The following is a 26,271-nucleotide window of genomic DNA, read 5'->3' on the forward strand; positions in this document are numbered from 1 at the left end:
TTTTAATTAGCAAATAAAGGAATTTAAACGCAGGGTCATGTCCAGTGATGATACTTTTCCAAGCATTCAATTAAGAAAAGCCATTAACTTAGTATACCAAGCACAAAACCAATCAAGCAGAATTGAGCAGTGTGGTACCCCGCATTAATTAAAAACAGTTTAAGGGGACGTTGTTCGAACAAGTAACTTGTGCCAAGTGTACTGGCAACAAAACACACTCCCACGGCCAAACCCAGTAGCACACCATCCAGAATCGCAGGGCTTTTACCCAAAAGTGCCGCCATCAGGAATGCAGCCAGAATAGATAAAAACATCGCGCCGCTGAATATCAGTTTGTGGTCCGCATTTTGAATATCTAGATCCGTCAACCCTGCCCCTTCCAGCCAGGACTTATGAAACAACAGCGGTGAGTACCATATACCTCCCAACGCAAAAGAGGAGACCGCCGCAATGACTACGGCAACCACATCTACATCAAATACAGTCACAGCACTTACCTCGATTATTTCACTAATTTCAATTTAGTTAATAACCTTTAGAAGAGCAAACCGTACTATGCATGGATTATTTAAGTACTGGGCGTTTCTGAAGTTTTCTTTGCAAAGTGCGTCGGTGCATGTTCAGTTGTCTGGCAGTTTCCGAAATATTACCTTCATTGGCCTTAAGCGTTTGTTGTATATGTTCCCACTCAAGTCGTTCAGGGGACATGGTGGTATCTGCAGTATCACCCAGCCGAACTTGTGTCCCCAATAAGGTTTTGGTTATTAACTGTGTATCCGCTGGCTTAGTCAGATATTCATCGGCCCCGAGTTTAATCGCCTCAACCGCGGTCGCAATACTGGCAAAACCGGTCAAAAGTACAATTTTAGCACCAGGAACAATCCCCCGGATCAACGCGATGTGCTGAAGGCCAGAACTGGCTGTCAGCTTCATATCCAGCAGGACATAGTCAGGTATAAAAGTCTGACACTGCTGTGCAATATTTGCCTCGTCATGTACACATTGACAGTTAAATCCGAGTTTGGTCATTCTGCGTGATAAAGTGGCAGCGAAAGGGACATCGTCCTCAATAATTAGTAACTTCATAATTTATACAACGGGTAAGGTCACCACAGATACGGCACCCTGAGTTTGATGGTTTGACAAATGTAATGTTCCTCCGAGCCGTTCGATTGTAGCATGTGATAGCAACAATGCCATGCCCAACCCGGATGAGCTGTCTACCACCGACTTACCAATGAGCGCCAGCTTGTCCATTTCGATACCTGGGCCAAAATCTCTGATAGACAAAGACCACGTCTGACGAATATTACTTGATGTATCCTCTGAAATGGTAACACTCACTTCCAGGTTAGATATCGAGCACTTTTCATTAGCTTTTGCCGCATTCACAAACAAGTTAAATAATGCCGGGATCAGCATAGGGTCACCATTAATTGAAAATGATTCAGACGGTAACTGGCAGGAAATGGTTTGTTCAGGAAATTGTAAAGTTAACAATTCATGGAGCTGTTGCCACATAGTCTCAAACTCTTGGCTGTGAACCTGAGACTGGGGTTTTAGCAGCTCCGTCTGCGCTCTGAAACCATCTAACTGTGTTTTACACTGCGCAAGCGGAGCTTGCATGTCCTTTACAGCCGGATGCTGAGGAAAATCCTCACTCAGCTCCTCGAATAATAGATTCAGATGTGCAATGGGTGTGGCCAGTTGGTGAGTCACCTGCGCAGCCGCGCTGCCCAGTGCCAACACCTGCTCCTGCTGCAGTTGCTTCTCGCGGCTCTTGGCCAGCGCCAGCTCTCGTTGCTGAATACGACTTGCAAGATACGTCACGACCGTAACTATCACTATCACCATAAAGACAAAGTTCACCAGCATGCCAAGCAGGTGCTGGCCCATATGCATGCCATGGTGGTGCATAGGTACAACCGTATACAAGTATCCGTACGCTACCAAAGCGGCAGCGGAGATAAACACCACAAAACGTGGCGGTACGGTCACGGCCGCAATGATACAAGGCAAGAGTAACAAGGAAACAAAGGCGTTACTTGCCCCACCAAGGAAGGACAACAATACTGTCAGAAATAAAATATCGGCCACCAGCTGCATCACCATCGCCCCAGGCGAAACCTCACTTGCTTTTCGGTAGGCGTAGATACTGGCAAGCTGAAAAACGGACTCCATTGCAATAATTGTAAAAATCGGCTGCTCAGGCAGGCTTTTGTCAAGAAACCACAGAGAAATCAGCACAAGAACCAACTGTAGTACAATGGCAATAGAGCGCAACAACAGCAACTGGCCAAGCGCAGAATTAGGTGAAAAATTTATAAACATGAAAGCTCAGGTATTGAGGATTAAAAACATACCGACACACACCATGCATCGGCAGAGTAAAGTCTAATCAACTTGCTCGTTTAGGCTGCCTGACAATGGCTATTTGCCCATCGATATGCACGTCACGCTGTGGGAACGCCACTACAATATCGTGCTCTGCAAACAGTTCATCGAGTCGAAATCGTATTTTGCTTCTGGCCTGCCTGAGACCTCCTTCAACGTTCGAGTTAAGCCAGAAATTGACCTCAAATATTAGAGCATTATCACCAAAGTCTTCGAACGTCACCTGAGGTTTGGGATCAGCAAGCACCTCTGGCTGCTCTTCAGTCGCCTGCTGAATTAAAGCAGCAACCTGTTTCGCAGATGAACCATAGGCCACGCCAACTCGTACCGACGTTCTCATCAGTTTGTCGACCAGTGTCCAGTTGGTAACGGTATTTTCCAGTAATTTACTGTTTGGGATCAGCATATGCACACCATCTACCCGGCGTAGCCGAGTTGAACGCGTATTGATCTTTTCCACTATCCCTTTAGTCCCTTCCACTTCAAGAAAGTCACCAATACGGATGGGCTTCTCCCACATCAGGATCCAACCACTAATGAAATTATTGATGATATTCTGGGCTCCGAATCCAAACCCAATGGCAATAGCGCCTGACAAAAATGCGAACGCGGTAATGGGCACGTTAATCACATCCAAGATTGTGATAACCGTGATAGCGATTGCAAGCACGTAACAGAGCCTCTGCACTAAGTGCACCATGTTCGGATCCGTATTTGCGATGCGGAGTCGATTGGTAAGCTTGTTGACGAAATACCGGGTCAGCCATATGCCAATAAACAGCAGGACGGGAACCAATAGCAGCTTACCCGCCGTGAAGGAGCGCTCCGCAAAAGTAAACAATGGGTAATTCAACACTGCAACCAGTTTATCCAGGTAAATCAACACACACCTCTATTATGCTCCGGCTTTGGCCGGGGTTATTCATATTTAAGTTTAAACTCAGGACACGGCGTTCCCTGATGGAACAGCAATTGCCAGCCAGACGCCCTGCTGCGCCAGATGGACATTCTGACTGAATAATTTAAATTAGAATAGGCATTTCTGCGATAGGCAGCATGATAAGTGATTTGTGCGAGATGTTCGGCCAGCATTTGTCCCTGAAAGTCCTGATTATAAAATTGCGGGACTTTCTCACGCGGTAATCTAGCCAGTACATGAGACTTATTAAACATCAGCCCATTGGCAGAAATTTCATAGAAATCCTCATCTAACAATTGTGCTAGCCGCTGCGGATTCTCACGTACAGCAGGATCCAGTAACTCCCGCTCCAGACCAATAAGCATATCCAGCGTATCAAATTTAATTTTTTGCATTATAAACCAAACAATTAACGCAACCATCTCTTATCAGTCTAGTCAATTCATTGATTTCGACAAGGGATAATTGTGTGTAACACAATGTGGTTTGCGATATACTGTGCTTTAGCCTACTGGTCGGATTTGAATAAGAGATAAAATGAAGTACGCAAAAATAACAGGATGGGGAAAAGCAATCCCACCCGCCTCTATCAGTAATGACGAATTAAGTAACATTGTCGACACCAATGACGAATGGATCAGCACCCGCACTGGTATTAAGTCTCGCCGTGTGAGTCATGTTAGTACCGCAGAGTTGGCCACTTATGCCAGTAAACAGGCTCTGGCTTGCGCCGGCTTAAAAGGCTCAGACATAGACTTGGTATTACTTGCAACCTGCACGCCCTCGACTATGGTAGCCAATACTGCCTCATTGGTGCAGAAAAATATTGGTGCGGTCGGCGCAGCAGCCTGTGACACCAATGCAGCCTGTTCTGGCTTTTTATATGCGTTACAAAATGCCACAGCACAGATCCAGGCAGGCATGATCAAACGTGCAGTGGTCGTTGCAGCCGAACGTATGACCTGGTACGTCAATTGGGCAAAACGCGACAGCGCTGTGCTATTTGGTGATGGTGCTGGTGCAGTTATCCTCGAAGCCAGCGATGAGCCTTGTGGCTTGCTTGGCACCAAAACCGGATGTGACAGTGAGGACAGAGGTATTTTGCACATTGCCAACTATGGCACTGATCTGAGTCGCTACGAACCACCAGGCCCATCAGACTTGGCGTTCGAAGGACGTGAAATTTTTAAACGTGCCGTGACGGGTATGAGCGTTGCCTGTGACGATGTGCTTGCCCAAGCAAACTTGTCGCTGGATGATATCGACGTGCTGGTTCCACATCAGGCGAACCTGCGGATCATTCAGGCAATCCAGAAAAAGCTCGATATCGCAGACGACAAAGTCATGGTGAATATCGATAAGTACGGTAATACCTCTGCAGCGACCATTGCCATTGCATTATGTGAAGCCGTTGAGCAAGGCCTAATTCAGCCTCATGCAAACATTATGTCAGCAGCCTTTGGTGCCGGTCTTACTTGGGCGGCCAGCTACATTAAATGGGGTGAACGTGTCACTCCACTGGCGCACTGTGATGAAACCCTGCCAAGTTGTGAGCACTCGGGAATGGAACTCATCGCCGATGCTGTCAAGGCATGCCAACAGTAAAGGCCAGCCTCCTTTACAGAGCCAGTTAAGCGTTCGCGCTCAACTGGCCGCATCTACTCGACCCTAAACACCCGCCAGTGGTAAACTCTCCCCACAATTTACCCGCTTACCAGTCCGATACGTACTCACAAACGTCCAGACTGGAAGACAATAGCTCAAATAAGGGGAACCCGGTGTTTAAACCTCATTCCGAAATTGCCAATTTGGCACCTCAGGTTGTATGGCAATTCTTTGACCAGATCTGTTCAATTCCACACCCGTCAAAACATGAAGAAGCATTGGCCACCTTCATTGTCGACTGGGCAACATCTCAGGGTCTGGCCGTGCGCCGTGATGATACCGGCAACGTATTCATTAAAAAGCCTGCGACGGCTGGCATGGAAAATCGTAAACCAGTTGTTCTTCAGGCACATATCGACATGGTGCCACAGAAGAATGACGACACAGATCATGATTTTACCAAAGATCCAATTCGTCCTTATATCGATGGTGAGTGGGTTACGGCTGAAGGCACAACTCTGGGCGCTGATAATGGCATGGGTATGGCCTCTTGCCTTGCAGTACTGGCCTCATCGGATATCCCGCATGGCCCTCTGGAAGTTTTACTGACCGTAGACGAAGAAGCAGGTATGTCTGGCGCGTTTGGTCTTCAAGCAGGTTGGCTGGAAGGCGACATCCTACTGAATACGGATTCGGAGCAAGAAGGTGAAATCTATATGGGCTGTGCTGGCGGTGTAGATGCCAGCATGACAGTCGATATTGAGCGCCAACCCATTGCAGCCGGACATCAGCTTGTAGAAGTCAGTTTAAAAGGGCTTAAAGGCGGACACTCAGGCGTCGATATTCATACCGGTCGCGGCAACGCAAATAAATTGCTGGCAAGAGTACTAAAGCATCATCTGAATGATGTGGACTACAACCTGATCGCTTTTAAAGGTGGTTCACTGCGTAACGCCATCCCGCGTGAAGCCTATGCAACGATAGCCATTGCACCAGCGCAGCGCAGCATACTGGAGCAGCGTCTGAGCGAATTCCAAACTGTGCTGAGTAACGAGCTTGGTGCCATTGAGACGAATCTGGCCTTTGCCGTGAGCGACACAGGCACCACCTTTGATGCAATGTCTGCGAACTCTCGGGACTCTTTGCTGGCTCTGCTCAATGCCTGTCCGAATGGCGTTGTCCGTATGAGCGATGATATTCAGGGTGTCGTAGAAACGTCATTGAACCTGGGCGTGATCACTACTGATGCAGATAAAGTTGAAGTGCTTTGCCTGATCCGCTCTTTGATCGACTCAGGCCGTACAGATGTCGAAGGCACACTGAGTTCACTTGCAACGTTGGCTGGTGCTAACATCGAGTTTTCAGGTGCTTACCCTGGCTGGAAACCAGACCCTAACTCTGATTTGGTGCATATTTTCCGTGATATGTATGAAGGTATCTATGGTAACAAGCCAGATATCATGGTGATCCACGCAGGGCTGGAGTGTGGTCTGTTTAAAGAACCTTACCCGAATATGGATATGATCTCATTCGGTCCGACGATCAAATTCCCGCACTCTCCTGACGAGAAGGTGCACATTGAATCAGTTGGCCTGTATTGGCAACAAATGCAGGCATTACTGCAAAATATTCCTGAGCGTGACTAATCCCGCTTAGTGAGTCAATCAGGCACCGAAAGGTGCCTGATTTATATTACCTCTGATGTTAATCCTGACAGTGAACCGTGGCTCGCTTATCCCCAGAAGGCATTATACTGATGTCACTAAACGACAGGCTCATGCTACCGGTTGCGTATAATTCAAATGGCATTACCATTTGATCAAATTTCACCCCCTGACTGGCAAAACATTGTAAATCAATACTCAGCACCTGCCATTGCTTGGCTGCCAGCCCCTGTAACTCAGCACTAATATCAACCTGAGCCCGACAACTTCCCGGCGCATCGCCTTCACTTTCACAATGCATGCCAATGAACATTTTGTCTGCAATTGCTTCACCGCGTTTGACCGTCATACTAAGCACGCCACCCGCAGCCTGATAACGGGCTAAATCTTCTCTGAAGCCATTACCACTGACAAACTGAACACCCGCTTTGGGGCCTTGCCAGTCGACCCTGAACGCATCTTCCTGAATGTCCTTATCTATCGTTCTGTAATTCAGCCCCTCCAGAGCCATACTGCTTGCAGCAACCGCCAGGTTTTGTTCACCAGAGAACAGTCTCATCTGCCATGGCTGCTGTGTTTTACCATTGAATATCTCATACACACCTGACGAACTCAGTATGGTATCTACCTGTTCTGGCAAAGTGTTACTCAGCACTGAGGGTTCTCCATAACTCAGGCCGAACCCGTAAGGCAATAAAGGAGCATAGTCCTTGTCATGACGATTGACCGGTTTGCTGGGGTGTGCAGGCCAGGAGAATGACAGGCGACCACTGAAGTCATGTTGTATCTCACCCCTGAAGTTTCTCAGCAAAACATCTGCAACAGCTTCGCCCTGAGAACCAGGCAACCAGGCCGCCACAAAGGCATCACTGGCATTGAGCTCCGGGTTGACCCACATCGCTCTGCCACTGATAAATACAGAGACCACAGGAATGCCCTGTGCCTTGAGCGATTTAAGTAATGCCAGATCGCGTTTATTGCCATGCTGATAAATCAGCGTTTCCCGATCTCCGTGCCCTTCGGCATAGGGCTCTTCGCCAAATACCACAATGGCAACGTCCGGTTTAGTTTTAAACTGGCCATTTTCGCTTAGTTCAACCTCACCACCCGCCAGCTTAACCTGTTGAGCGATGCCATCATAAATAGACTGGCCGCCCGGGAAATCGCTATTCTGATTATTGGTGCCCTGCCAGGTAATAGTCCAGCCACCCGATTGCTTACCTATGTTATCAGCCGCATCACCGGCTACCAGAATGCGTTGATTGGGTGCCAGCGGCAACAACTGATGATTATTTTTGAGCAACACCAGAGATTCTCGAACAGCCTGGCGTGCGATTTCGCGGTGCGCTTCGTGGCCTATCAATTGCGTATTGTTTGCATGCGGGCGCTTCGCCGGGCTGGGTTTATCAAACAATCCCGCGCGGAATTTTACCCGCAAGATACGCGTAACGGCATCATCGATACGAGACTGTGGAATAAAGCCCGCTTTGACTTGTGCAATGGTATTTTCAAGCAAAGGCTTCCAGGCATCAGTCGGCACCATATACACATCCAGACCGGCATTGACAGCCTGTGGACAATCGTCATTGCGACAGCCAGGGATCTGACCATGACCATTCCAGTCACCCACTACAAAGCCATCGAACCCCATCTTGTTCTTCAGTACCTCGGTCAGCAGATAGTGATGACCATGGATTTTCTCGCCCTGCCAGCTATTGAATGACGCCATCACAGATTGTGCGCCCGCAGTCAGACCACCTACGTACCCCTGAGCATGAATATCAAACAGCGCTTGTTCAGAGTCGATATTATTGCCCTGATCGTCTCCTTTTACCGTGCCGCCATCGCCCAGAAAGTGCTTCACGGTACTGATCACCCGGTCATCACCCAAAAAGTCTCCATCCGCATGGCCTTGCAAGCCATGTACTATGGCTGCCGCATAGGCTTTAACTATCTCGGGGTCTTCAGAATAACCTTCATAGGTGCGACCCCAGCGGTCATCACGCACAGTTGCAACTGTGGGTGCAAACACCCAGTCAATGCCCGTTGCCATCACTTCTTTCGCTGTTGCCTGAGCAATTTTTTCAATCAGCTCGGGGTTATTTGCAGCCCCCAGGCCGATGTTATGGGGAAATAACGTTGCGCCAATCACATTGTTGTGGCCATGCACCGCATCAGTTCCCCACATGGTGGGAATATTAATGCCATCCAGCGAGTCATCCACAGACGCCTGATACATGGCTTCGGCGAGGTCGACCCAGTCTTTGACACTGGCATGTTTGTTGTTGCCGGGAAATGCGCCGCCGCCGTTGAGGTAAGAACCAAAACCGTAGCGCCGCATGTCTTCGACTGTGATGTCACGGATCTCAGGCTGGATCATCTGAGCCACTTTCTGCTCTAACGTCATCTTGCTCAGTAGTGCCGCAACCTGGCGCTCTATTTTGGGATCTTTGCCCACCTCTGAGTGTATTTTGGGCCAGATATCAAGCCCTTTGTTAACTTCTGCCGATGGCTGAGCTGAGCCGCACGCCGTTAGAATACCAGCAGCCAGCACGCTGAGTGAAATCTTGGTGGTTGTTTTCTTCACTTTACTTCTCCGTGGATAGCAAAACAGGTCGGTGTCCTTTGAGCCCAAAATAACCGATAAATACATAACACAGTGCCGGCAACAGGAATGACAGTTGTACACCTGATGCATCAGCCAACATCCCCTGCAGCAAAGGCACAATAGCCCCGCCGACAATCGCTAGGCATAATACGCCGGCACCATGACTGGCGCTTTCGCCCAGCTTGTCGATTGCGAGACTAAAAATGGTTGGAAACATAATGGAATTGAACAGACCGACCGCCAGCACAGACCACATCGCCACACGGCCTTCGGTCATGACAGCAACGCACAACAGTGCAATGACCATGAGCGCGTTAAATGCCAGGACTTTACCCGCCGCAATTTTTTGCATCACCAGCGCACCGATGAAGCGCCCAATCATGGCACCGCCCCAGTAATAAGCGATTAGCTGAGCCGCTTGTGCTTCGTTCAGCCCGGCAATACGGGGGTCGTGTAAAAAGTTCACCAGGAAGCTGCCTATAGCGACTTCTGCACCTACGTACAAGAAAATCGCCACTGCGCCCAGTTTGAGGTGTCGGTATTGTAGTGCTTTTTTTAAAGAGGGCGCGCCTTGCGATTGAGCACCAAGCGACGGCAACTTGATAAATGCAAAGACAATAGCCAGCACAGCAAGCGTGACAGCGATCATCAGGTAAGGAAATTGCACCGCAGAAGCGTCTGCATGTGCCGGCTCGCTGCTGCCAGAAAAAATAAGCCAGGCTCCAAAAAATGGCGCAACCGTTGTACCCAATGAGTTAAATGCCTGGGTCATCGTCAGACGTGACGAAGCCGTTTTAGCAGGTCCCAGGGCGCTTACAAAAGGGTTTGCAGAGACCTGCAATACAGTAATACCTGAAGCCAATACAAACAGTGCCCCCAGAAACACCCCATAAACCCCCAGCTCAGCTGCGGGGTAGAATAATAAACACCCAATGCTCGCAACACTCAACCCTGTGATGATGCCTTTTTTGAAGCCAATTCTGCCAACCAGCATGCCCGCAGGAACAGAGACAATAAAATAGGCGCCGAAGAAGCAAAACTGCACCAGCATGGCCTGGGTATAAGTTAAAGAAAATGCCCCTTTCAGATAGGGGATCAATATGTCATTTAAGCAGGTAATAAACCCCCACATAAAGAACAGAGTCGTCAGCGTGAACAGCGCAAATCTGTGCCCCTGTTCCGATTGCGAGTCATGCTTGGTTTCCAGCATCGCGGATGAACTAGCCATAATGAATTTCCAACAAAAAAATAAAGAAGGCGTGCTCTGGCACCGCTTTAGGCAACCGCCAGAGCGTACTCGGAATTAATTGAACTTATATCGGAAGCCCAGTGCATATCTGGGACCGTATTGGCGGGCGAACAGGAATTGACGCTCATATCGGCCAAAACCTTGCTCAGTTTCATCATTGAGGTTCACACCCTCGAAGAATACGGTCAGCTGCTCCGTCATGTCGTAGTTAACGCTCATATCCCATTGACCAAAAGCCTTAGCAAATTGTGGCGGATTGTCTGAAGACCCCTGATCCTGACCTACCCCCAGCAGATACTCGTCACGCCACGCATATGTGAGCTTCACCGATAGTCCATCTAGCTCGTAGAAAACCTGAAAGTTGGCTGAGTCACTAAGCCCTGTGAGTGGGGTTTGCTGTTTAAGACTGGCCACATCGAACTCCACATCGCCATTAACAAATGTCGCATTGACCCCGACGCCAAAACCGGTTTCGCCGAACAGGTGCTGTACTGCCACTTCAAAGCCGTCAACTGACTTGGTATCGGGTGCATTAAATGGTCGTGTAAAATCCCACACGATCAACGGGTCATCTGCATTCGGGGTAATGTAGCCCTGCTCATTAAGCGTTGCGCCATTGGCCTGCATTTGGGCAAAAATAGCGTCATTGGTGGCCTGCTCGCCACGACTTTCGATGTCTGCTACAGCTTGCAACCATCTCGGCCCCTGATAAATATCCAGAAAGCCCTCGACAGTTGTCGAGTTTACCTGGCTGCCGATGAAGTTTTTCACCGACTTATCAAAGTAACCAATGGCTGCGTAACTGCCTTCGGCGTAATAATATTCGAGACTGAGGTCAAAGTTAGTCGACTCAAATGGTTGTAAGTTGGTATTGCCTTCGCTGGCATTACGAGAGCCAATTTTAGGGCTGTTTGACAGACTCCGCCCGCCAACCAGATCGCCCAGCGGTGCCCGTGAAATGGTTTTGCCCCAGGACATACGGGCAACCAGTTCATCCGTCACATCCACTCGCAAGTCCACCATAGGCAGAACCACATCATGCTCGCCTTCAACGGTAAAGAAGGCATCTCCATCAGGTAAAAACTGGGTATGCCATTCACTGCCACCCTTCCACCATACGGCCGTTGGCGTTGGCTGGAAAGTGCTGCTGGTTACATCGGTTTGCTCATAGCGTACACCCGCGTTTATCTGTACCGGATAGCTGGCAACTTCAAACTCCCAGAAGCCAGACAAGTAGATGCTGCTGGTTTCTTCCGTCACACTTTCACGCGATACAGTCCCCATGTCGTGATATGCCGTCGTCGCGAAGTAGTCATTGCCTCCGAGTAAGTCATTGGTCAAAAAGGCTTCAGAGCGAGCAGCTACCTCATCGAAATCAAAGGTGTAGTAATAGTGAGGCTGTAACGCACTACCGCCACCGTCAAATGCATTTAAGAAGTCACTCGTGTCATGCTGAGTGAACATGCCATCTGGGAATAATTCCGGCCAGGCAGGATTAAATAAGAAGCCACCAATTAAACCACTCCAGGCATTCGAGCCACTCATCTCCTGCTCTGTAAGCGCCACACCAAATTTGACATTCACTAATCCCCAGCGATCGCTGAGGTTTTCCCAAACGCCATCGAGCTGTAACTGCTCAACCGTCGCTTTGCCTGGGGAATGCACAAACTGGCTAAAGTGAGAGTCGATTTCGCTGGCTGCCAGCTCATTGGTACCATTTCGCCAGAGGATTTCTGCATGTGGGATCTCACCGCTACGAAAATCATAGCGCTTGGTCGTTAGCTGATCTGAACCCAGTACCAATGTGCCTTCACTGCCAAGGCCTGAGTCTGCGCCATTGTCGGTTTCGCTGTGTGAATCGTGATAATCCAGAGTGAGGCTCAATGCATCACTCGCCTGCCATTGGACATTAAAACCGACTGAGCGCTCATTTACTTCGGTCGTTGAGCGCGAAGCACTAAAAGAGCCGTCGTTGCCGCTGATGTCGGCATAGACGACCGTGCCATTTTCATCCAGCTCGTAACCGTTGATGTTGCCACCATAGTCATTCCACATGCCCCATGAAATCGCGTTCTTACCGGTTATGGATTGAGTGCCTGTGTAATCGAGAGTCATCACAATATCGTCATTGGGTGCATACTGAAAAACAAGCTGACCATTGGTACGTTCACGCTGCAAGTCGCTTATCTGATAGTTCATGTCGCGGGGGAAGAAGTAGTCTCCTGCTGGCACCCCGTCTTTATTCAACGGGCGATTATCAACGACACTGTCAACGTCCAGATTGGCAGGCAAGTCTACATTCGCCTGCCAGCCTTGAATATTGGCGCTTTGCTGCTGAAAGTCGCGACGATGGTGATTGACGGTAAAGCCAAACCCGACCGTTTCGTCAAAGAACGCATTTGAGTAAAGGGCTGAGACCTCTGGCGTGATGTTGTCGCCTGCCACATTGGATGAATCATGAATCGCTTTAGCTGAAAAAGACATTTTTTCCGCACCGCTGTCGAGCGGTCGTGCAGTGACAATATTCACCGTCGCGCCTAATCCACCGGTTGGATTATCAGCACGGGCTGTCTTATACACTTCCAGCGCGGACACGCCGTCAGACGAGAGATTTTCAAAGTTATAGGAGCGGCTATTACCAGTTCCCGGCATTTGTCTGCCATTGAGCGTTACCAGGTTAAAGTCGGGACCAAAGCCTCGCACTGTGATCTGGCTCCCTTCTCCGTTGCTGCGGCTCACAGCCACGCCGGTAATTCGTTGCAAAGACTCCGCCAGATTGGTATCAGGAAACTTGCCCATTTCTTCTGCTGAAATCGCGTCCACCACGCCCGACATGTCTCGCTTAACGTTCATGGAGCGGATCAAACTGCCCTTAATACCGCGCACTTCAATCACTTCCGGGGTTTCTTCTTCAGCCTGCGCTGCGACTTGCTCTGCCTGTGCCATAGAAGTGCCAAGTACCGCACCGATCAGAATCGCGACATGTGAGAGTTTATAATTTACTGTATTCATAAAGACCTGCTTGAATAATTTTCGCTGTCTGGGCGTGGTTATACCACGCCATCGGTTTAGGTTTACTTGGCTGTGATCATCACATTATCGAGCCGGTATACGGCTCCTTCTCCCTGGCCCCAGGCCGGATAGACCATGATAATGTCAATACCACTGATATTGACCCCACCATCACTCAGTACCTGAAGAGGGAAAGTATAGGTTTGCCACTGGCCAACCTGAGGGGCCGTAGCCTCCAGACTCTCCGTTAGGTTTAGCTCTAAGGCGGAATCGGCATCCAGCGCCTCAATCTTAAACTTCCACAGAGCAGCGCTATCGTTCGGCGCAGTCACTACTTTGAGATCAAACTGAACTGACCCGGACTGCATATAAGCTGACGCATCAAGGTAATGGCCATCTTCTGCAAACAATCCCATCACAGTTGGCTCAGCACCAACTTTAAATTCAGCAACCATACCCTGAGTCATATCATCATTTTCAAGCGTGGGGGTGGAACCGCCGCAGCAGTCCCACAGCGACCATTGGTCTTTAACATCGTCAGCAAACAGAATTTCACCCACAAAGTCATCGGCCTGATTCGGGTCGTAAATCTTGACGTTGTCGATGCGATATACCGCACCTGCCCCCTGGCCCCAGGTAGGGAAAACCATTAAGACGTCAATCGCGCTGATGTCTAAACCTTTAGCAACCAGATCAGTTAATTTGAATGTATAGGTTTGCCACAGGCCAACTTCAGGCGCTGCTTGCTGCACACTACTATCTAAAGCGACTTCAGCGACACTTTCAGCATTGACCGATTCAGCCTTAAAAGACCAGGTCGCAGTCGAATCTTGTGGTGCGCTCACCACTTTCATATCAAACTCAACCACACCATTAGACAGAATAGAAGAAGCGTCAAACGGCGCCGCGCTGACCCCTTCAGCTGTGATAAACTCTTGGCGAGAAATAAAGCCCATCACCGTCGCTGTATCGCCGATTTTAAATTCCGCGACATTGCCGTGTGCATCGTCATCCAGCTCAACCGTAGGTACTGATCCGCCACAGCAATCCCACATAGGCCAGGCAGGGTTTTCACTGTCTTCAAACACCACCAGCGCTGAAGCATTTTGCGACGCGGCAATGGCCACGTCAGCGACACGATAAACAGCGCCTTCGCCACTGCCCCATGCCGGGAATATCAGGACTGCGTCAATGCTGCTGATATCCAGGCCTCGCTCAGCGAGCATCTGTAAAGGAAAAGTAAAGGTTTGCCACTGCCCGGCCACTGGTTGCAGGCCCTCTGTGCTGTCAGACAAAGGAATTTCAATCACTTTTTCTCCGTTCGCACTTTCTACTTTTAGCATCCAGGGCGTTTGGGCATCCACAGGCGCTGAGATGACTTTCAAATCAAAACGCACCATGCCAGAGTCTATCAGGGAGGACGCATCGAATGGACTCGGTGTGCCGCCCGCATCAGACGCCATCGGGTCGCGAGAAATAAAACCATTCACCGTCGGTTCGCTACCCACGCTAAACTCGATGACCGTTCCCGCAGTGTCGTCGTCCAACAACGCAGGCACACTGCCACCACAGCAATCCCAGGCAGGCCAGTCTTTGTTAAGCTCGCCGTCAAAAATTTGCAGGCTGTCGCCTGCTGTTGCAGGTGGAGGGGGAGTAGGCGCCTTGCCTTCAACCAATGCATCCTCCGGCGAGTCCCATCCAGCACGAATCGTTTCACATCCTTTACCCGTTGTCGGGTTTTGCTGACACTGATAGACTCGAACATAATCCACTTCAAAGGTTTGTCCATTTACAAACGCGTCGGCATTCACACCCGTTTCATTGACAGCTTCCGGCCAGCTGCCACCAACAGCCAGGTTTAAGATTAGGTAGAAGTTTTGGTCAAACGGTGCACTATCCCAGTGTGTTACCAGCTCACCACTGCCCTGATCATGGTACTCGGCGAACCACCCCCTGTGTTTCAAACTGAATACATCACCGTTACTGTCATACAAGGGCTCTGACTGTCGCTGGGTGGCATAAAGGTAATCATCAACATACCAGCGTATCTCTCCCTCTTGCCATTCCACAGCATAGGTATGAAAGTCATCGGCGGGATTAGCACCGTCTGCCAAAGTATGTGCTTTACCCGAATGTACGTTGTCTGGCCAATCCTTACCATAGTGCAAGGTGCCGTATATCTGGGCCTCAGGTTTACCTTCAGCTCCTTGTGCTTTGAGGTTAACTGCTTCAACTATGTCAATCTCGCCAGAGTTGGGCCAGCCGCCATAAACTTCATCCGTAGGCAGCATCCAAAATGCCGGCCAGCTGCCCTGCCCGCTGGGTAACTTTGCGCGCATTTCGAATCGACCATATTTAAAATCCGCTTTGTGTTTTGTGATAAGGCGTGCGGATGTATAGGGTTTTTCAGCACCATCTGCTGCACGACGCGCGACAATCTTTAATGTCCCATCGCTGACATACGAGTTGGCCTTATCATCGGTATAGCATTGACGTTCTTCGTTTCCACCGCCGAGGCAGTCCACTTCGTGCGTCCAGTTCTGAGCATTGATTTGGCTGTCATCAAACTCGTCTTGCCAGACCAGCTGCCAGTCAGAAGCCGGTACCTGTGGGTCAGTTTTACTTAGATCAGTGTGTGTTTTAGCGTCGCCACCACAGCCGGTCACACCCGCTAACGCAAGCAAGACGCCAAAACTGGAGAGGGATTTTGCAACTTTTATCATAATGTGTGTTCCAACTAATCGAACCGATTGTTGTGCAGTACGAACATGTTCTTTTCACAGTCTGGCACAGGCCCGCTGTCGTTGTTATTTGCAACAGGCCAGGTATATGCTGGCCTTTTGCACTGGTCGTACTACAAAGAATAAGCAGCGAATCAGATTGCAAATTCGGTCTGCTCCTGAGGCTATCCTGTTCAATTAACCAGAATGTTACAATAGAAACGCGCCATCACGGGCAACTGGTGCGACACATGTTCATGGGCCACAGTAGTGCACGACAAAGCGATACAAAAATAAGATGAAAGGTTAGTTGTTTGTTTTGATTAGACTTTAAGCCATGAGGGGTGAAAGCAGGCTGCACCAAAGCGTACTATTGTTGCACCATGAGAGGTGAACCACACCGCTCGTGATGAATATTCACCCACCACACCACCACTCGTTAACTAGCTTAACGTTTTCTTTTTAGCAACAAACTGTTGTAATGCCTTACTATAATTGCGACTGACTTTTAACTCTACCTGCTCCTGGAGTGTGATCAGGCTCTCGTTATTTCGCATAGGCCTAATGGCAGTGACATGGTTTAAATTGACTATGGTGGATTTATGGATCCGGGCGAACTGGGTTTCATCCAGCAAAGTTTGCAGCTTTTTCATGGTAATACGCAGGACGTGAGTGTCTGAATCCGTATGTACGCACATGTAATCTCCGGCTGCGTCAATCCAGCGGATCGTATCCACGGGCACAAATACTTGCTCATTGTCACTGTTTTTAATGACTAAGTCTTTGTTCTGAGCAGCAGGCAACGGATTATCCGTTTCCAGCCAGGACTCTAACTCGGCGACCGCCAGCCCCGAGGTTTCAGTGAGGGCCTGTAGCAGGCGATATTTCTCTTGCTCGGCATGACGTGGCTGTCGACGTTCCAGGATCCGGTTAACCGTTTTTTGTAAACGCCCCAGATTAGCTGGTTTCAGCACATAATCAATCGCGTTGAGCTCAAAAGCTTCCAGTGCATAATCACTATATGCACTGACAAAAACCACCATAGGTAAGACATCCGTCTGTATTGCCTGTACCACTTCGATCCCATTGAGACCAGGCAACTGCAAGTCCAAAAACAACACATCAGGACACAACTCATGGCACAAACGGATTGCATCATCCCCGTTTTCAGCCTGGCCTATCACCTCAATTTCGGGGATCTTCGCCAACCTGAGGCTCAGCCCTTCCAAAGCAAGGGGCTCATCGTCTACGATAAGGGCAGTGAGTGGTTTTATCATGATCAGTCAACCTCATACGGCAGCACTAAGGTCACAGTATTGCCTCCTGCTGCATTCTTATTTAAAGAGACGGTGAAATTACCGCTATACATTACATCCAGTCTCGATTTAGCGTTGTTAAGCCCGATCCCGAACCCTTTTTCAGTCATGGCATTGCCACCTGTGCCACTGTCTGAAATTTCGATAACAAGTTGCTCCGCCTGTCTTTTAGCCGATATGCTCACTTCCCCTCCGAGCTTACTTGGCTCAATGGCATACTTGATAGCATTTTCAACCACAGGCTGGCATAACATGTTCGGCACCAGTGCCTTCAGCACTTCAGGCTCAATCGCATAGCGAACTGACAAGCGTTGTCCAAAACGGACTTTTTCTATTGCCAGATACAACTCGATCAGCTGAACTTCTTCCTGCAAAGAGATCCGACTGCGCTGTGTAGCCTCAAGTGAATGACGGAAGAAATCACAGAGCTTATCGAGCATTTCTGATGCCGTGTCGTTATCCTCTTTGAGGATCAAAGTTGAAATGGCATTCATGGTATTAAACATAAAATGCGGATTGAGCTGATAACGCAGCATTTGTAGCTGAGCATCTTTTGCCTGGGTTTGCGCTCTAAGCAAACGTTCGTGCTCTTTTTGCAATCTGCTATTATATAACATGATAAAAAATATCGATGTCCAGACAAACATAGTGGTCAATGAAAACAACAACCAGCCGCCAAATTCCAGCATATTCCAGGCCTGGTTCCAGTGCTGGTCATGTACTATGACTTTATAGCTGGCAAGCTTAATGATGTTATAAATCAGGCCCAGTAAAGCCGCAGACAAAAAGCTGATAAAGAGCGTGCGCTGCAATGGCTGATGAATGATCCTGCGGATAAACAACCACTGTATGAGCGACAATGCAAAGCCGCTGAGGCTTTCGACGCCCAGATTGACCACCTGTCCGGTGAGATTAAAACCAGGTGAATCAAACTGAGGCTGAATGATTGCCAGAAACACCACAGCCGCATAACCAAGCCAACCGGCAATTTGTAAGCTCCAGAATTGCTTAGACAAATGCGGAAGTGCGGAAGACTCTGGCTCAAGCGGTGCCAGTTCAGATTGATGGGACGTAGATACAGACAAAACAGTACTCAGAATAAGGCTCTATCCTGCGACACTCTAAAACTTTTTAAAAATTTAGCAAGCTAGCCTGTACGATTTTCCCCGTTTAGAGACATTAAAAAAGGGCCATCACGGCCCTTTTATCAATTTAACAGCTTATGATGCATAGCGCTGTTCAAGGTAGGCAAATGTGGCTCTTAAGCCAAGTCCCTCACCGCCAACAGGTCTGCCCGGAAGCGAGCGCAAGTTCCAAGCCATCACATCAAAATGTACCCAGGGAGTCTGCTCTGGTTCAACAAACTCTTTTAGATACAGAGCTGCGGTGATAGAACCACCAAACGGGGTTGAACCACAGTTCGCCATGTCGGCCACATCGCTCTTAAACAGTGCTTTATACTGGTCAAACAACGGCAGCTGCCATATCGGGTCCTGAAGCGTGTTGCCCTGTGCAATCATCGCATTGGCCACGTCCTGATCCGTACTGTAGAAACCTGGTAATTCTGTACCCAATGCAATTCGACATGCACCAGTCAAGGTCGCGAAGTCGATTAACAGATCAGGCTGTTCTGATTGTGCTTCCGCCAGAGCATCACACAATACCAAGCGACCTTCTGCGTCTGTGTTGTCAATTTCAACCGTCAGACCTTTACGCGTCTGGATGACATCGCCGGGGCGAAATGCGTTACGCGACACAGCATTCTCAACCGCAGGTATCAACACTCGCAGACGCACAGGTAAACCGGCCGCCATAACCATATGAGCAAGCCCCAGTACATGAGCTGCCCCGCCCATGTCTTTTTTCATGTTTCGCATGCCAGATGCCGGCTTAAGATCCAAGCCTCCGGAGTCAAAACAGACGCCTTTACCAACCAAAGTCAGTTTAGGCGCGTCTTCATTACCCCAACTCAAATCCAGCAGGCGTGGTTTGTTTTCACTGGCTCTGCCAACCATATGTATTGTTGGGTAGTTGTTTTCCAGCAATTCATCACCCACAATTTGAGAAAACTGCGCGCCAAATTGCGCGGCCATCTCAATGCAGATCTCTGCCATATGCTGAGGCATCATGTCAGCAGCCGGGGTGTTGACCAAATCTCTGACCAAATAAATAGCATCGGCCTGATCCTGCAACTTTTTCAACATGACCTCTGACTCGATGGCCAGTTTGGCGCTGGGTGCGGAGGCCTTTTTGTATGCGTCGAATGTATATGCACCTAGCAGGTAACCAAGCGCGGCCTGTTCAACAAACGCCTCATCCCCTTGTATACGATAGGTACCTTGCGGCAGTTGGGCGGACAGGTCACCCGCCAGCCACATATCATCCAGCGACTCCACCACACACAAAACGGCGCTGATTTCGCCGCTTTGGACATCTGGGATCAGTAGTGTTTTCTGCGCTTTTTGCCTGGTGGCCAGCGTGATGTTTTTGGCTTGTGGCGCGTTTTCCTCTAACCATTCGCCTAGCTGACTTTCCTTAATAAAATGTACCGGTATTCCTTGTGATGAGTGAACAAGTAAATGACTCATACGTGCCTCTTGAATTACATAAACCTGACAAGAGAATACCAAGGTGGGAAAAATATTTCACTCACTGGATGCATAAAGCGATATAAAAAGCTAATTATGTACACGCAAGCGGATTACAAGCTTCTACCAGGTTACTTTTCTTTGCTTTTTGGCTTTTTATTCAATGAGAAAGAACTGGGAAGTACATCGACACCCAGCCACTGCCCAAGCTTGACAATCAAAGGGATGGTGATTGGCGCAAATGGTAACAAGGCGAATACACCAAGACCCAATCCTTTTAATATATCGACAAACTGCTGGTTTGCCGCGGACAGCTCTTGTTTAGATACCCCACCTTGCGGATAACGTTTGTAAATATCCAGCATTTCGCGTGTTTCTTGTTTTTCCTGGGCCAAAGCAAGTTTTAAACCTACTAGCGCACGCCGAAGCCTTAATTGTTGACGTTTTTTACTGATCCTTACGACCCGAATTGGGGCTTTGTGTACTACTTTAATTAATCGCATTCACATACTTTGGGGAACCATAGTACCTCCAATAGTAGCAGAAATAAAAACGGGGCGTTAGCGCGCTCAGACACTAAGAAGAGCCTCATTATTTTGCTACCAATGTAAAACGTCGCTACTCAGTGCAGGTGACAAGATGAAGTTTTTAACAAGGTATATTTTGAGTATCCCACGCAAGAAATACATCAAAATACGCAATAATGCGAATTTAGTGAGTTTATTTCAACTTACTCAGTACCTATAACACCCACGTAAACGCTCATTTTTTGCACCACAAACAAAAAGTTACTTGAAAATTTGACCTTGTAAAATTCACTGCTACCTTTAATTGTGCAGTGAACATATTTGCAATTATCTTTAATGACGAGTACACACTTGGTTAAAAAATAAGGTGCAAGTTATGTATATTGTGAATTATGACAACATATAATATCTGGGGAAACAGGATGAAACTACAAACAAACGCGCTAAGTCGTGCGATTAAATTTGCTTTGGCGTCTACTGCAACAATGGGATTGGCTGTAACCAGCGTTCAGGCTGAAGAGGCTGATGCTGGCGCTGATAAAAAAATTGAGAAAATTGCGGTCGTAGGCTCCCGCGCAGCACCGCGTTCAGTGGGTGATTCACCCGTACCAATCGACATCATAGGTGGCGATGATTTAAGCAAGGCTGGTGGCGATGACATGCTGGAATTGCTTAAAGGTTCGGTGCCCTCTCTAAACGTTCACGCCAACCCAATAAGTGACGCTGCAAGCCTGGTGCGCCCTGCTAACTTACGCGGTCTGCCCGCAGATTCAACTTTAATTCTACTTAACGGCAAACGCCGCCATCGTTCATCTGTCATTGCGTTTTTAGGCGGAGGCATTAACGATGGTGCTCAGGGTCCGGATATTTCCGTTATCCCCAGCATCGCATTGAAACAGGTTGAAGTATTACGTGACGGTGCGGCAGCTCAGTACGGTTCAGATGCCATCGCCGGGGTACTGAACTTTGTACTAAAAGATGCCTCTGAAGGCGGTAGCATCTCAGTCAAACAAGGCCAATACTATGAAGGCGACGGTGATACAACCACGGTAGAGGGTAACATTGGTCTGCCATTCACTGACCAGGGCTTTGCAAACTTAAGCTTTCAGTATAAAGAAGCCGACCCAACCAGCCGCAGCGTGCAACGCCCGGATGCACAAGCCTTTATGGATGCAGGTTTAGAAGGTGTAAGAGATCCGGCTCAGGTCTGGGGCGCACCAGAAATCAACGACGACATCACCTTGTTTGGTAATGTTGGACTTGAATTGACCAACGACTCCCAGTTCTACATGTTCGGTAACTATTCAGAGCGGGATGTGAAAGGCGGCTTCTACTATCGTAACCCCACCACACGTCCACAGGTTTATGGTGGCGTAATCCGTAACGTTAATGGCACGCCAACCAGACGTCACCCCACAGATGAAGCGCAGCAAAAGCTGTGGGATGATGCAACGCCGACTATCTTAGTGGGTTCTCTGGATGGGTACGACCAGCAGATCAACTGTCCCGTTGTTGAGCTACAAGCTAATGGCTTACCGGACCAGGCAGCCCTGGATTCGCTCGCCGCAGCAAATTGTTTTGCCTTTAACAACATGCTGCCCGCAGGTTTTACGCCTTTCTTCGGTGGTAATATCACTGATACGTCACTCACTATAGGTACCAAAGGTGAGTTTACAAGCGGCTTTATGAAAGGAGCGTATTATGACTTCAGCGGTTCAGTAGGCCGTAACGAGTCTCGCTATTTTATTACCAACACCATAAACGCCTCTATGGGTCCTGACACACCAATGGAGTTCAGCCCGGGTAAATACATTCAGCTAGAAAAGAACTTTAACGCTGATTTCTCGAAAGGCTATGATTTTGACTTAGCCTACGACGTCAACGTTGCTGGTGGTCTGGAGTGGAAAGAAGAAACCTTTGAAGTCATCCCGGGTGATGAGCCCTCATTTACCGCGGGCCCTTTAACACAGCAAGGATTTGGCATAGGCTCTAACGGTTTTCCTGGCTTTAAACCCTCGCAAGGCGGCGAGTTCTCACGCCGCAGCTACGCAGCCTATATTGATATCGAAACCCCCTTCACTGAAGAGTTCCTGATGGGCTGGGCACTGCGCTACGAGGACTACGATACTTTTGGTTCAACAACCAATTACAAAGTAACCTGGCAATATCACGCCACAGAAGATCTTGCGCTACGTGGCTCGCTGAGCACAGGTTTCCGTGCACCGACCGTTGGCCAGGCTAATGTCAGTAACGTTCAGACTAACCTGAGCAGCGGTGTGCTGGTAGACTCGGCACTATTACCTCCCACTAACCCGGTTTCACAATTGTTAGGTGGTAGCGAATTGCAGCCGGAAGAGTCACAAAGTTACACCTTTGGTGCAGTCTATCAGTCGGGCGATTTGTTCCTGACCATAGACTACTACAACATTGAAGTTGAAGACCGCCTGAGCCAGTCGAACAAGATCGATCTGACACTGGAGCAAAAAGCGGCATTAAAAGCGGATGGCGTGCCAAATGTGGATAGCTTGGCACAGGTTTCCTTCTTTACCAATGACTTCGATACCACAACTCAGGGTGTAGATATAGTTGCAAACTACTCTATGGATCTGCTGGGCGGCTTCGCGACATTCAGTGCTGCTTATAACTGGAATGAAACCGAAGTTGACAAGTTCTCAGACATTACCGGGGCCTTTAAGGTGGCACGTCTGGAAAAAGACTTGCCACAACACAGAGCGACCTATACCTGGACACAACAGTGGGAAGATTTTTCAGGCTTCCTACGTTACAACTACTATGGTGAGTATCAAGGCGTACACGTAGACTATGATGCAACAGCTATCATGGCTGACCCAAATTTCACATTTGACGCTGAGCTGACTTATTTTGCGACTGAAAACATCAGCCTGACCGTAGGTGCAAACAATATCTTCGATCAGGATGCTGAAAAAGTAGTCGACTTCCTCGAAGAAGGTAAAACAGAGTTAACACCAGCCAACAACTGGGGCGGTATCTATTACGAAACGTCTCCATTTGGGATCAATGGTGGCTTCTACTACGTAAAAGCAACCTACACATTCTAACGACTTACTGTAACCCAGAAACAAAGGGGGAAGTAGCTATAGCTATTTCCCCTTTTTATTTCTATCATGTATAAAAAACTTCTCTATAACCACATGTTACTGCTAGAAAGAGCCTCAGAATTACTCGAAGAAAATCGCTTACGTGAAGCCGAGTTCATGTTTAAACAAGTCCTGAAACAAAACCCCAAAAATGGCAAAGCCCTGTTTGGTCTTGGCAGGATCTGTATGAGATTAGAGCAATATGACAACGCCATATACTATTTAAAGCGCGCATGCGAACATTTACCAAAAATGCTCGACCCCTTGTATGCGCTGGCCGATGCATTTATTGCCGTCGGGTCGCCCGTTGATGCCAAAACTGTACTCGAATATACGTTAAGCGTAGCAAGACATAATGCACAGGCCCATTACCATCTGGGTCAGTTTTATCTGGACTATGGCTTTATTGATAACGCTCGAAACGTCTTCGAGGCGGGCTTATCCTGCCCCCACTCTGCGATTACCGTCTTTATGCTCCACGAGTTGATCAAACTGACTGAAGGTGAGAAGCTCAACGACTATCTGGCGCTACTCGATTCATTGACTGCCGATATCGACAACCCTAGAGTACAGATTGTGGCCCATTACGCTAAAGCCAAAGCCTATGAGAAGTTTTCAGACGTAGACGCTGCGTTTAGTCATTATCAGCAAGCAAATTCAGCTCAGCACGATCTGTGCGATTTCCATACATCTGCTATGTTGCCCTTTTTCGAATACCTGAAGCAGAGTTTTAATCAGGACTTCTTTGACAAGCCAGCGGACAAAGTAAAAGCGACTTTTACACCCGTGTTTATCGTCGGCCTGCCACGGACAGGGTCAACCTTGCTGGAACAAATGCTGATCCAACACTCACAGGTTGGCTCTATGGGCGAGAGTACGGTGATCAGTGACGATATTGTGCCCTATCTGAGCATGCGTAACGAAGCCCCGTTTCCGGACTGTGTAAAAACACTCAGTACCTCCATGCTCGATCATTGCCGTAATTTGTACGTTGATGAGATTAAGCGACACCGTGTTGCAGAAGAGGCGGTGATAAACAAGTTGCCAGCCAATTTTCAGAATATTGGCCTGATCTTTAAAATGTTTCCTGACGCTCGCTTTATACATATGACCAGAGAGTTTATGCCCAATGCCTGGTCAGTCTATAGTAACCATTTCGCAGAAGATGAGCCCTATTTCTGCTCTTTGCAGGAGTACCAGCTTTACAGTGACATGACGGACGATGTAATGACGCATTTTAAAGCCATGCTGCCCCGAAATATTCACACTCTGAGTTATGAAAAGCTACTTGAGGAACCTGAACGAGAGATTAGAAAGGCCCTGAATTTTATGTACCAAAAATACGAGCCTGAGTGTATGGAGTTCCACAAAAGCCATAAAGTCGTCACGACATTAAGCAAAGCCCAGGTTCGCAAACCCCTGAATTCTGCGCCTCTGATAAACTGGAAAAAATTTGAAGCGCTGATGACTAAGGAACTGACGATGGAGCAACCTGGTGTTAAGTCGCCTGTGTGATCAGGCTTGTTTGTATTGCTCAAACCAGCCAAGCAGATCTGAAAACTGATCCTGACGTGCACCGCTGTGGGTCAGCATATTGATGTGATCATAATCATGCTGATGACCATAGCGCCGGCCATACACTTTTATCTCCTGAACGCCTGTGCCTGACTCAGCCATAAACTTTTTAATGTCAATGGGCTGCGCAAGAGCCTTATCTTTGACCCCTGCTATATGCAAAGTCGGTGGTAGCGAACGGTCCTTAAGTGCTGCCGCATAGTCAAAACCATCATCACTATCAATCCAGGGTTTGCGCTTTGCCCACTGCACGCTTTGTGCGTGAGACTTACGCGTCTCATTGTCCGATCCCCATTTAAGCCGCCGAGCCGGAAGATAGCCATGCTTGTTGACCTGCCAAAATGCCAGTGTGTACCAGATGACATTCGCTTTGAGTAACTTTTCCGGATGACGATTATACAGGCTACGTTTTGTCCCAAAGTATACACATGCACTGACATGTTCACGCTCTTGCTCAAACCGGGCCAATACACTGTTTAGCAGCACACCGCCCCAGGAGTGAGCGACCCAAAACTGTGGCCGTTTACCTGTTTTGGCTGTGATAAATTGTAAAATTGCGGGGATATCCTCAACTATCGATTCAGTCTGCCCATGCCGGTCTCCTTTGCTGATCGCCGGCTTACTCTCCCCCCTGCCACGCAAATCTGCCACGAAACACTGGTAACCTTGTTCGGCCAAAAAAGGCGCAAGCCCTTTATTATTGTGGGTGTAAAAAATCTTTCCATTCTCCACAGCGCCGTGTAACAACAACACCGCCGGCCCCATAGCTTGCTCATGATAAATATGGCGAAGGTGCAACTGGTGTTCACCCGACACTGGCACATAGAGAGAGTTTTGCTTGATCATATGAGGTTAGTTCATCATTTTTAAAACTCATCGTACCAGCCAGACATAGTCATCGCAAGCTCGTGTACTCTAACCTGATGTCTGCCTACCTAGCCAAAGTAGCGGCACAAACACCAGAATTTAGATATA

General features: G+C 48.5%; 18 protein-coding genes. 4 read left to right on the top strand and 14 right to left on the bottom strand.

Annotated elements, in window-relative coordinates:
* Nucleotides 1–83: 83 nt before the first annotated feature.
* The 5 genes from CWB98_RS02550 to CWB98_RS02570 form a co-directional block, all read right to left on the bottom strand.
* Nucleotides 84–488 (bottom strand): DUF1761 domain-containing protein, encoded by a 405-nt coding sequence (locus tag CWB98_RS02550; RefSeq protein ID WP_138543402.1) that lies wholly within the window; start codon nucleotides 486–488, stop codon nucleotides 84–86.
* Nucleotides 489–564: 76 nt separating this feature from the next.
* Nucleotides 565–1,086 carry a response regulator transcription factor gene (locus tag CWB98_RS02555; protein ID WP_138543403.1) on the bottom strand — a complete coding sequence of 174 codons (522 nt, stop codon included), beginning with the start codon at nucleotides 1,084–1,086 and terminating at the stop codon, nucleotides 565–567.
* A 3-nt stretch (nucleotides 1,087–1,089) separates the two neighbouring features.
* On the bottom strand, nucleotides 1,090–2,331 hold the full coding sequence (locus CWB98_RS02560; protein ID WP_138543404.1) for a sensor histidine kinase: 1,242 nt from the start codon (nucleotides 2,329–2,331) through the stop codon (nucleotides 1,090–1,092).
* A gap of 67 nt (nucleotides 2,332–2,398) precedes the next feature.
* Nucleotides 2,399–3,277 carry a mechanosensitive ion channel family protein gene (locus tag CWB98_RS02565; RefSeq protein WP_138543627.1) on the bottom strand — a complete coding sequence of 293 codons (879 nt, stop codon included), beginning with the start codon at nucleotides 3,275–3,277 and terminating at the stop codon, nucleotides 2,399–2,401.
* Between the two features lie 35 nt (nucleotides 3,278–3,312).
* The gene (locus CWB98_RS02570) at nucleotides 3,313–3,708 is read right to left on the bottom strand and encodes a DUF4440 domain-containing protein (protein ID WP_138543405.1); all 396 of its coding nucleotides are present in this window, start codon (nucleotides 3,706–3,708) and stop codon (nucleotides 3,313–3,315) included.
* Nucleotides 3,709–3,850: 142 nt separating this feature from the next.
* Between CWB98_RS02570 and CWB98_RS02575 the strand changes: the two genes are divergently transcribed.
* Nucleotides 3,851–4,918 carry a ketoacyl-ACP synthase III gene (locus CWB98_RS02575; protein WP_138543406.1) on the top strand — a complete coding sequence of 356 codons (1,068 nt, stop codon included), beginning with the start codon at nucleotides 3,851–3,853 and terminating at the stop codon, nucleotides 4,916–4,918.
* A gap of 173 nt (nucleotides 4,919–5,091) precedes the next feature.
* A complete protein-coding gene (locus tag CWB98_RS02580) occupies nucleotides 5,092–6,564 on the top strand; it encodes an aminoacyl-histidine dipeptidase (protein ID WP_138543407.1) in 1,473 nt (490 codons plus the stop codon).
* A 58-nt stretch (nucleotides 6,565–6,622) separates the two neighbouring features.
* Here the strand turns inward: CWB98_RS02580 and CWB98_RS02585 are convergent, their stop codons facing one another.
* The 8 genes from CWB98_RS02585 to CWB98_RS02620 form a co-directional block, all read right to left on the bottom strand.
* The gene (locus CWB98_RS02585) at nucleotides 6,623–9,169 is read right to left on the bottom strand and encodes a glycoside hydrolase family 3 protein (RefSeq protein ID WP_432765873.1); all 2,547 of its coding nucleotides are present in this window, start codon (nucleotides 9,167–9,169) and stop codon (nucleotides 6,623–6,625) included.
* 1 nt (nucleotide 9,170) lies between these two features.
* Complete coding sequence (locus CWB98_RS02590; protein ID WP_138543409.1) at nucleotides 9,171–10,418, bottom strand: sugar MFS transporter; 1,248 nt, start codon at nucleotides 10,416–10,418, stop codon at nucleotides 9,171–9,173.
* 75 nt (nucleotides 10,419–10,493) lie between these two features.
* Complete coding sequence (locus tag CWB98_RS02595) at nucleotides 10,494–13,451, bottom strand: TonB-dependent receptor (protein ID WP_138543410.1); 2,958 nt, start codon at nucleotides 13,449–13,451, stop codon at nucleotides 10,494–10,496.
* A 62-nt stretch (nucleotides 13,452–13,513) separates the two neighbouring features.
* Nucleotides 13,514–16,174 (bottom strand): glycoside hydrolase family 16 protein, encoded by a 2,661-nt coding sequence (locus CWB98_RS02600; protein ID WP_138543411.1) that lies wholly within the window; start codon nucleotides 16,172–16,174, stop codon nucleotides 13,514–13,516.
* 440 nt (nucleotides 16,175–16,614) lie between these two features.
* Nucleotides 16,615–17,448 (bottom strand): LytR/AlgR family response regulator transcription factor, encoded by an 834-nt coding sequence (locus CWB98_RS02605; protein ID WP_249364580.1) that lies wholly within the window; start codon nucleotides 17,446–17,448, stop codon nucleotides 16,615–16,617.
* Nucleotides 17,449–17,450: 2 nt separating this feature from the next.
* On the bottom strand, nucleotides 17,451–18,572 hold the full coding sequence (locus tag CWB98_RS02610; RefSeq protein ID WP_138543413.1) for a sensor histidine kinase: 1,122 nt from the start codon (nucleotides 18,570–18,572) through the stop codon (nucleotides 17,451–17,453).
* A 135-nt stretch (nucleotides 18,573–18,707) separates the two neighbouring features.
* Entirely contained in the window at nucleotides 18,708–20,075 is a 1,368-nt protein-coding gene (locus CWB98_RS02615; RefSeq protein ID WP_138543414.1) for a leucyl aminopeptidase family protein, read from the bottom strand.
* 131 nt (nucleotides 20,076–20,206) lie between these two features.
* Nucleotides 20,207–20,578, bottom strand: coding sequence for a hypothetical protein (locus tag CWB98_RS02620; RefSeq protein ID WP_054016736.1), 372 nt, complete (start codon nucleotides 20,576–20,578; stop codon nucleotides 20,207–20,209).
* 446 nt (nucleotides 20,579–21,024) lie between these two features.
* On the opposite strand from CWB98_RS02620, the gene CWB98_RS02625 reads away from it, so the two are divergent.
* Together CWB98_RS02625 and CWB98_RS02630 are read left to right on the top strand one after the other, a co-directional pair.
* Nucleotides 21,025–23,682, top strand: a complete 2,658-nt coding sequence (locus tag CWB98_RS02625) for a TonB-dependent receptor plug domain-containing protein (protein WP_138543415.1) — start codon at nucleotides 21,025–21,027, stop codon at nucleotides 23,680–23,682.
* Nucleotides 23,683–23,775: 93 nt separating this feature from the next.
* Nucleotides 23,776–25,236 (top strand): tetratricopeptide repeat-containing sulfotransferase family protein, encoded by a 1,461-nt coding sequence (locus CWB98_RS02630; protein ID WP_138543628.1) that lies wholly within the window; start codon nucleotides 23,776–23,778, stop codon nucleotides 25,234–25,236.
* On the opposite strand, the gene CWB98_RS02635 is transcribed toward CWB98_RS02630, so the two are convergent.
* Nucleotides 25,237–26,142: an alpha/beta fold hydrolase gene (locus CWB98_RS02635; RefSeq protein WP_138543416.1), complete on the bottom strand. Its 906-nt coding sequence runs from the start codon at nucleotides 26,140–26,142 to the stop codon at nucleotides 25,237–25,239.
* Between the last annotated feature and the right edge of the window lie 129 nt (nucleotides 26,143–26,271).

It is taken from the genome of Pseudoalteromonas rubra (genome assembly GCF_005887115.1).
Lineage (GTDB): Bacteria > Pseudomonadota > Gammaproteobacteria > Enterobacterales > Alteromonadaceae > Pseudoalteromonas > Pseudoalteromonas rubra_F.

Bases quoted from the DNA above. Each gene is read 5' to 3' on its own strand.
- CWB98_RS02555 (WP_138543403.1), bottom strand. From the start codon at position 1,086: ATGAAGTTACTAATTATTGAGGACGATGTCCCTTTCGCTGCCACTTTA.
- CWB98_RS02560 (WP_138543404.1), bottom strand. From the start codon at position 2,331: ATGTTTATAAATTTTTCACCTAATTCTGCGCTTGGCCAGTTGCTGTTG.
- CWB98_RS02570 (WP_138543405.1), bottom strand. From the start codon at position 3,708: ATGCAAAAAATTAAATTTGATACGCTGGATATGCTTATTGGTCTGGAG.
- CWB98_RS02575 (WP_138543406.1), top strand. From the start codon at position 3,851: ATGAAGTACGCAAAAATAACAGGATGGGGAAAAGCAATCCCACCCGCC.
- CWB98_RS02590 (WP_138543409.1), bottom strand. From the start codon at position 10,418: ATGGCTAGTTCATCCGCGATGCTGGAAACCAAGCATGACTCGCAATCG.
- CWB98_RS02595 (WP_138543410.1), bottom strand. From the start codon at position 13,451: ATGAATACAGTAAATTATAAACTCTCACATGTCGCGATTCTGATCGGT.
- CWB98_RS02600 (WP_138543411.1), bottom strand. From the start codon at position 16,174: ATGATAAAAGTTGCAAAATCCCTCTCCAGTTTTGGCGTCTTGCTTGCG.
- CWB98_RS02605 (WP_249364580.1), bottom strand. From the start codon at position 17,448: ATGATAAAACCACTCACTGCCCTTATCGTAGACGATGAGCCCCTTGCT.
- CWB98_RS02615 (WP_138543414.1), bottom strand. From the start codon at position 20,075: ATGAGTCATTTACTTGTTCACTCATCACAAGGAATACCGGTACATTTT.
- CWB98_RS02620 (WP_054016736.1), bottom strand. From the start codon at position 20,578: ATGCGATTAATTAAAGTAGTACACAAAGCCCCAATTCGGGTCGTAAGG.
- CWB98_RS02625 (WP_138543415.1), top strand. From the start codon at position 21,025: ATGAAACTACAAACAAACGCGCTAAGTCGTGCGATTAAATTTGCTTTG.
- CWB98_RS02630 (WP_138543628.1), top strand. From the start codon at position 23,776: ATGTTACTGCTAGAAAGAGCCTCAGAATTACTCGAAGAAAATCGCTTA.
- CWB98_RS02635 (WP_138543416.1), bottom strand. From the start codon at position 26,142: ATGATCAAGCAAAACTCTCTCTATGTGCCAGTGTCGGGTGAACACCAG.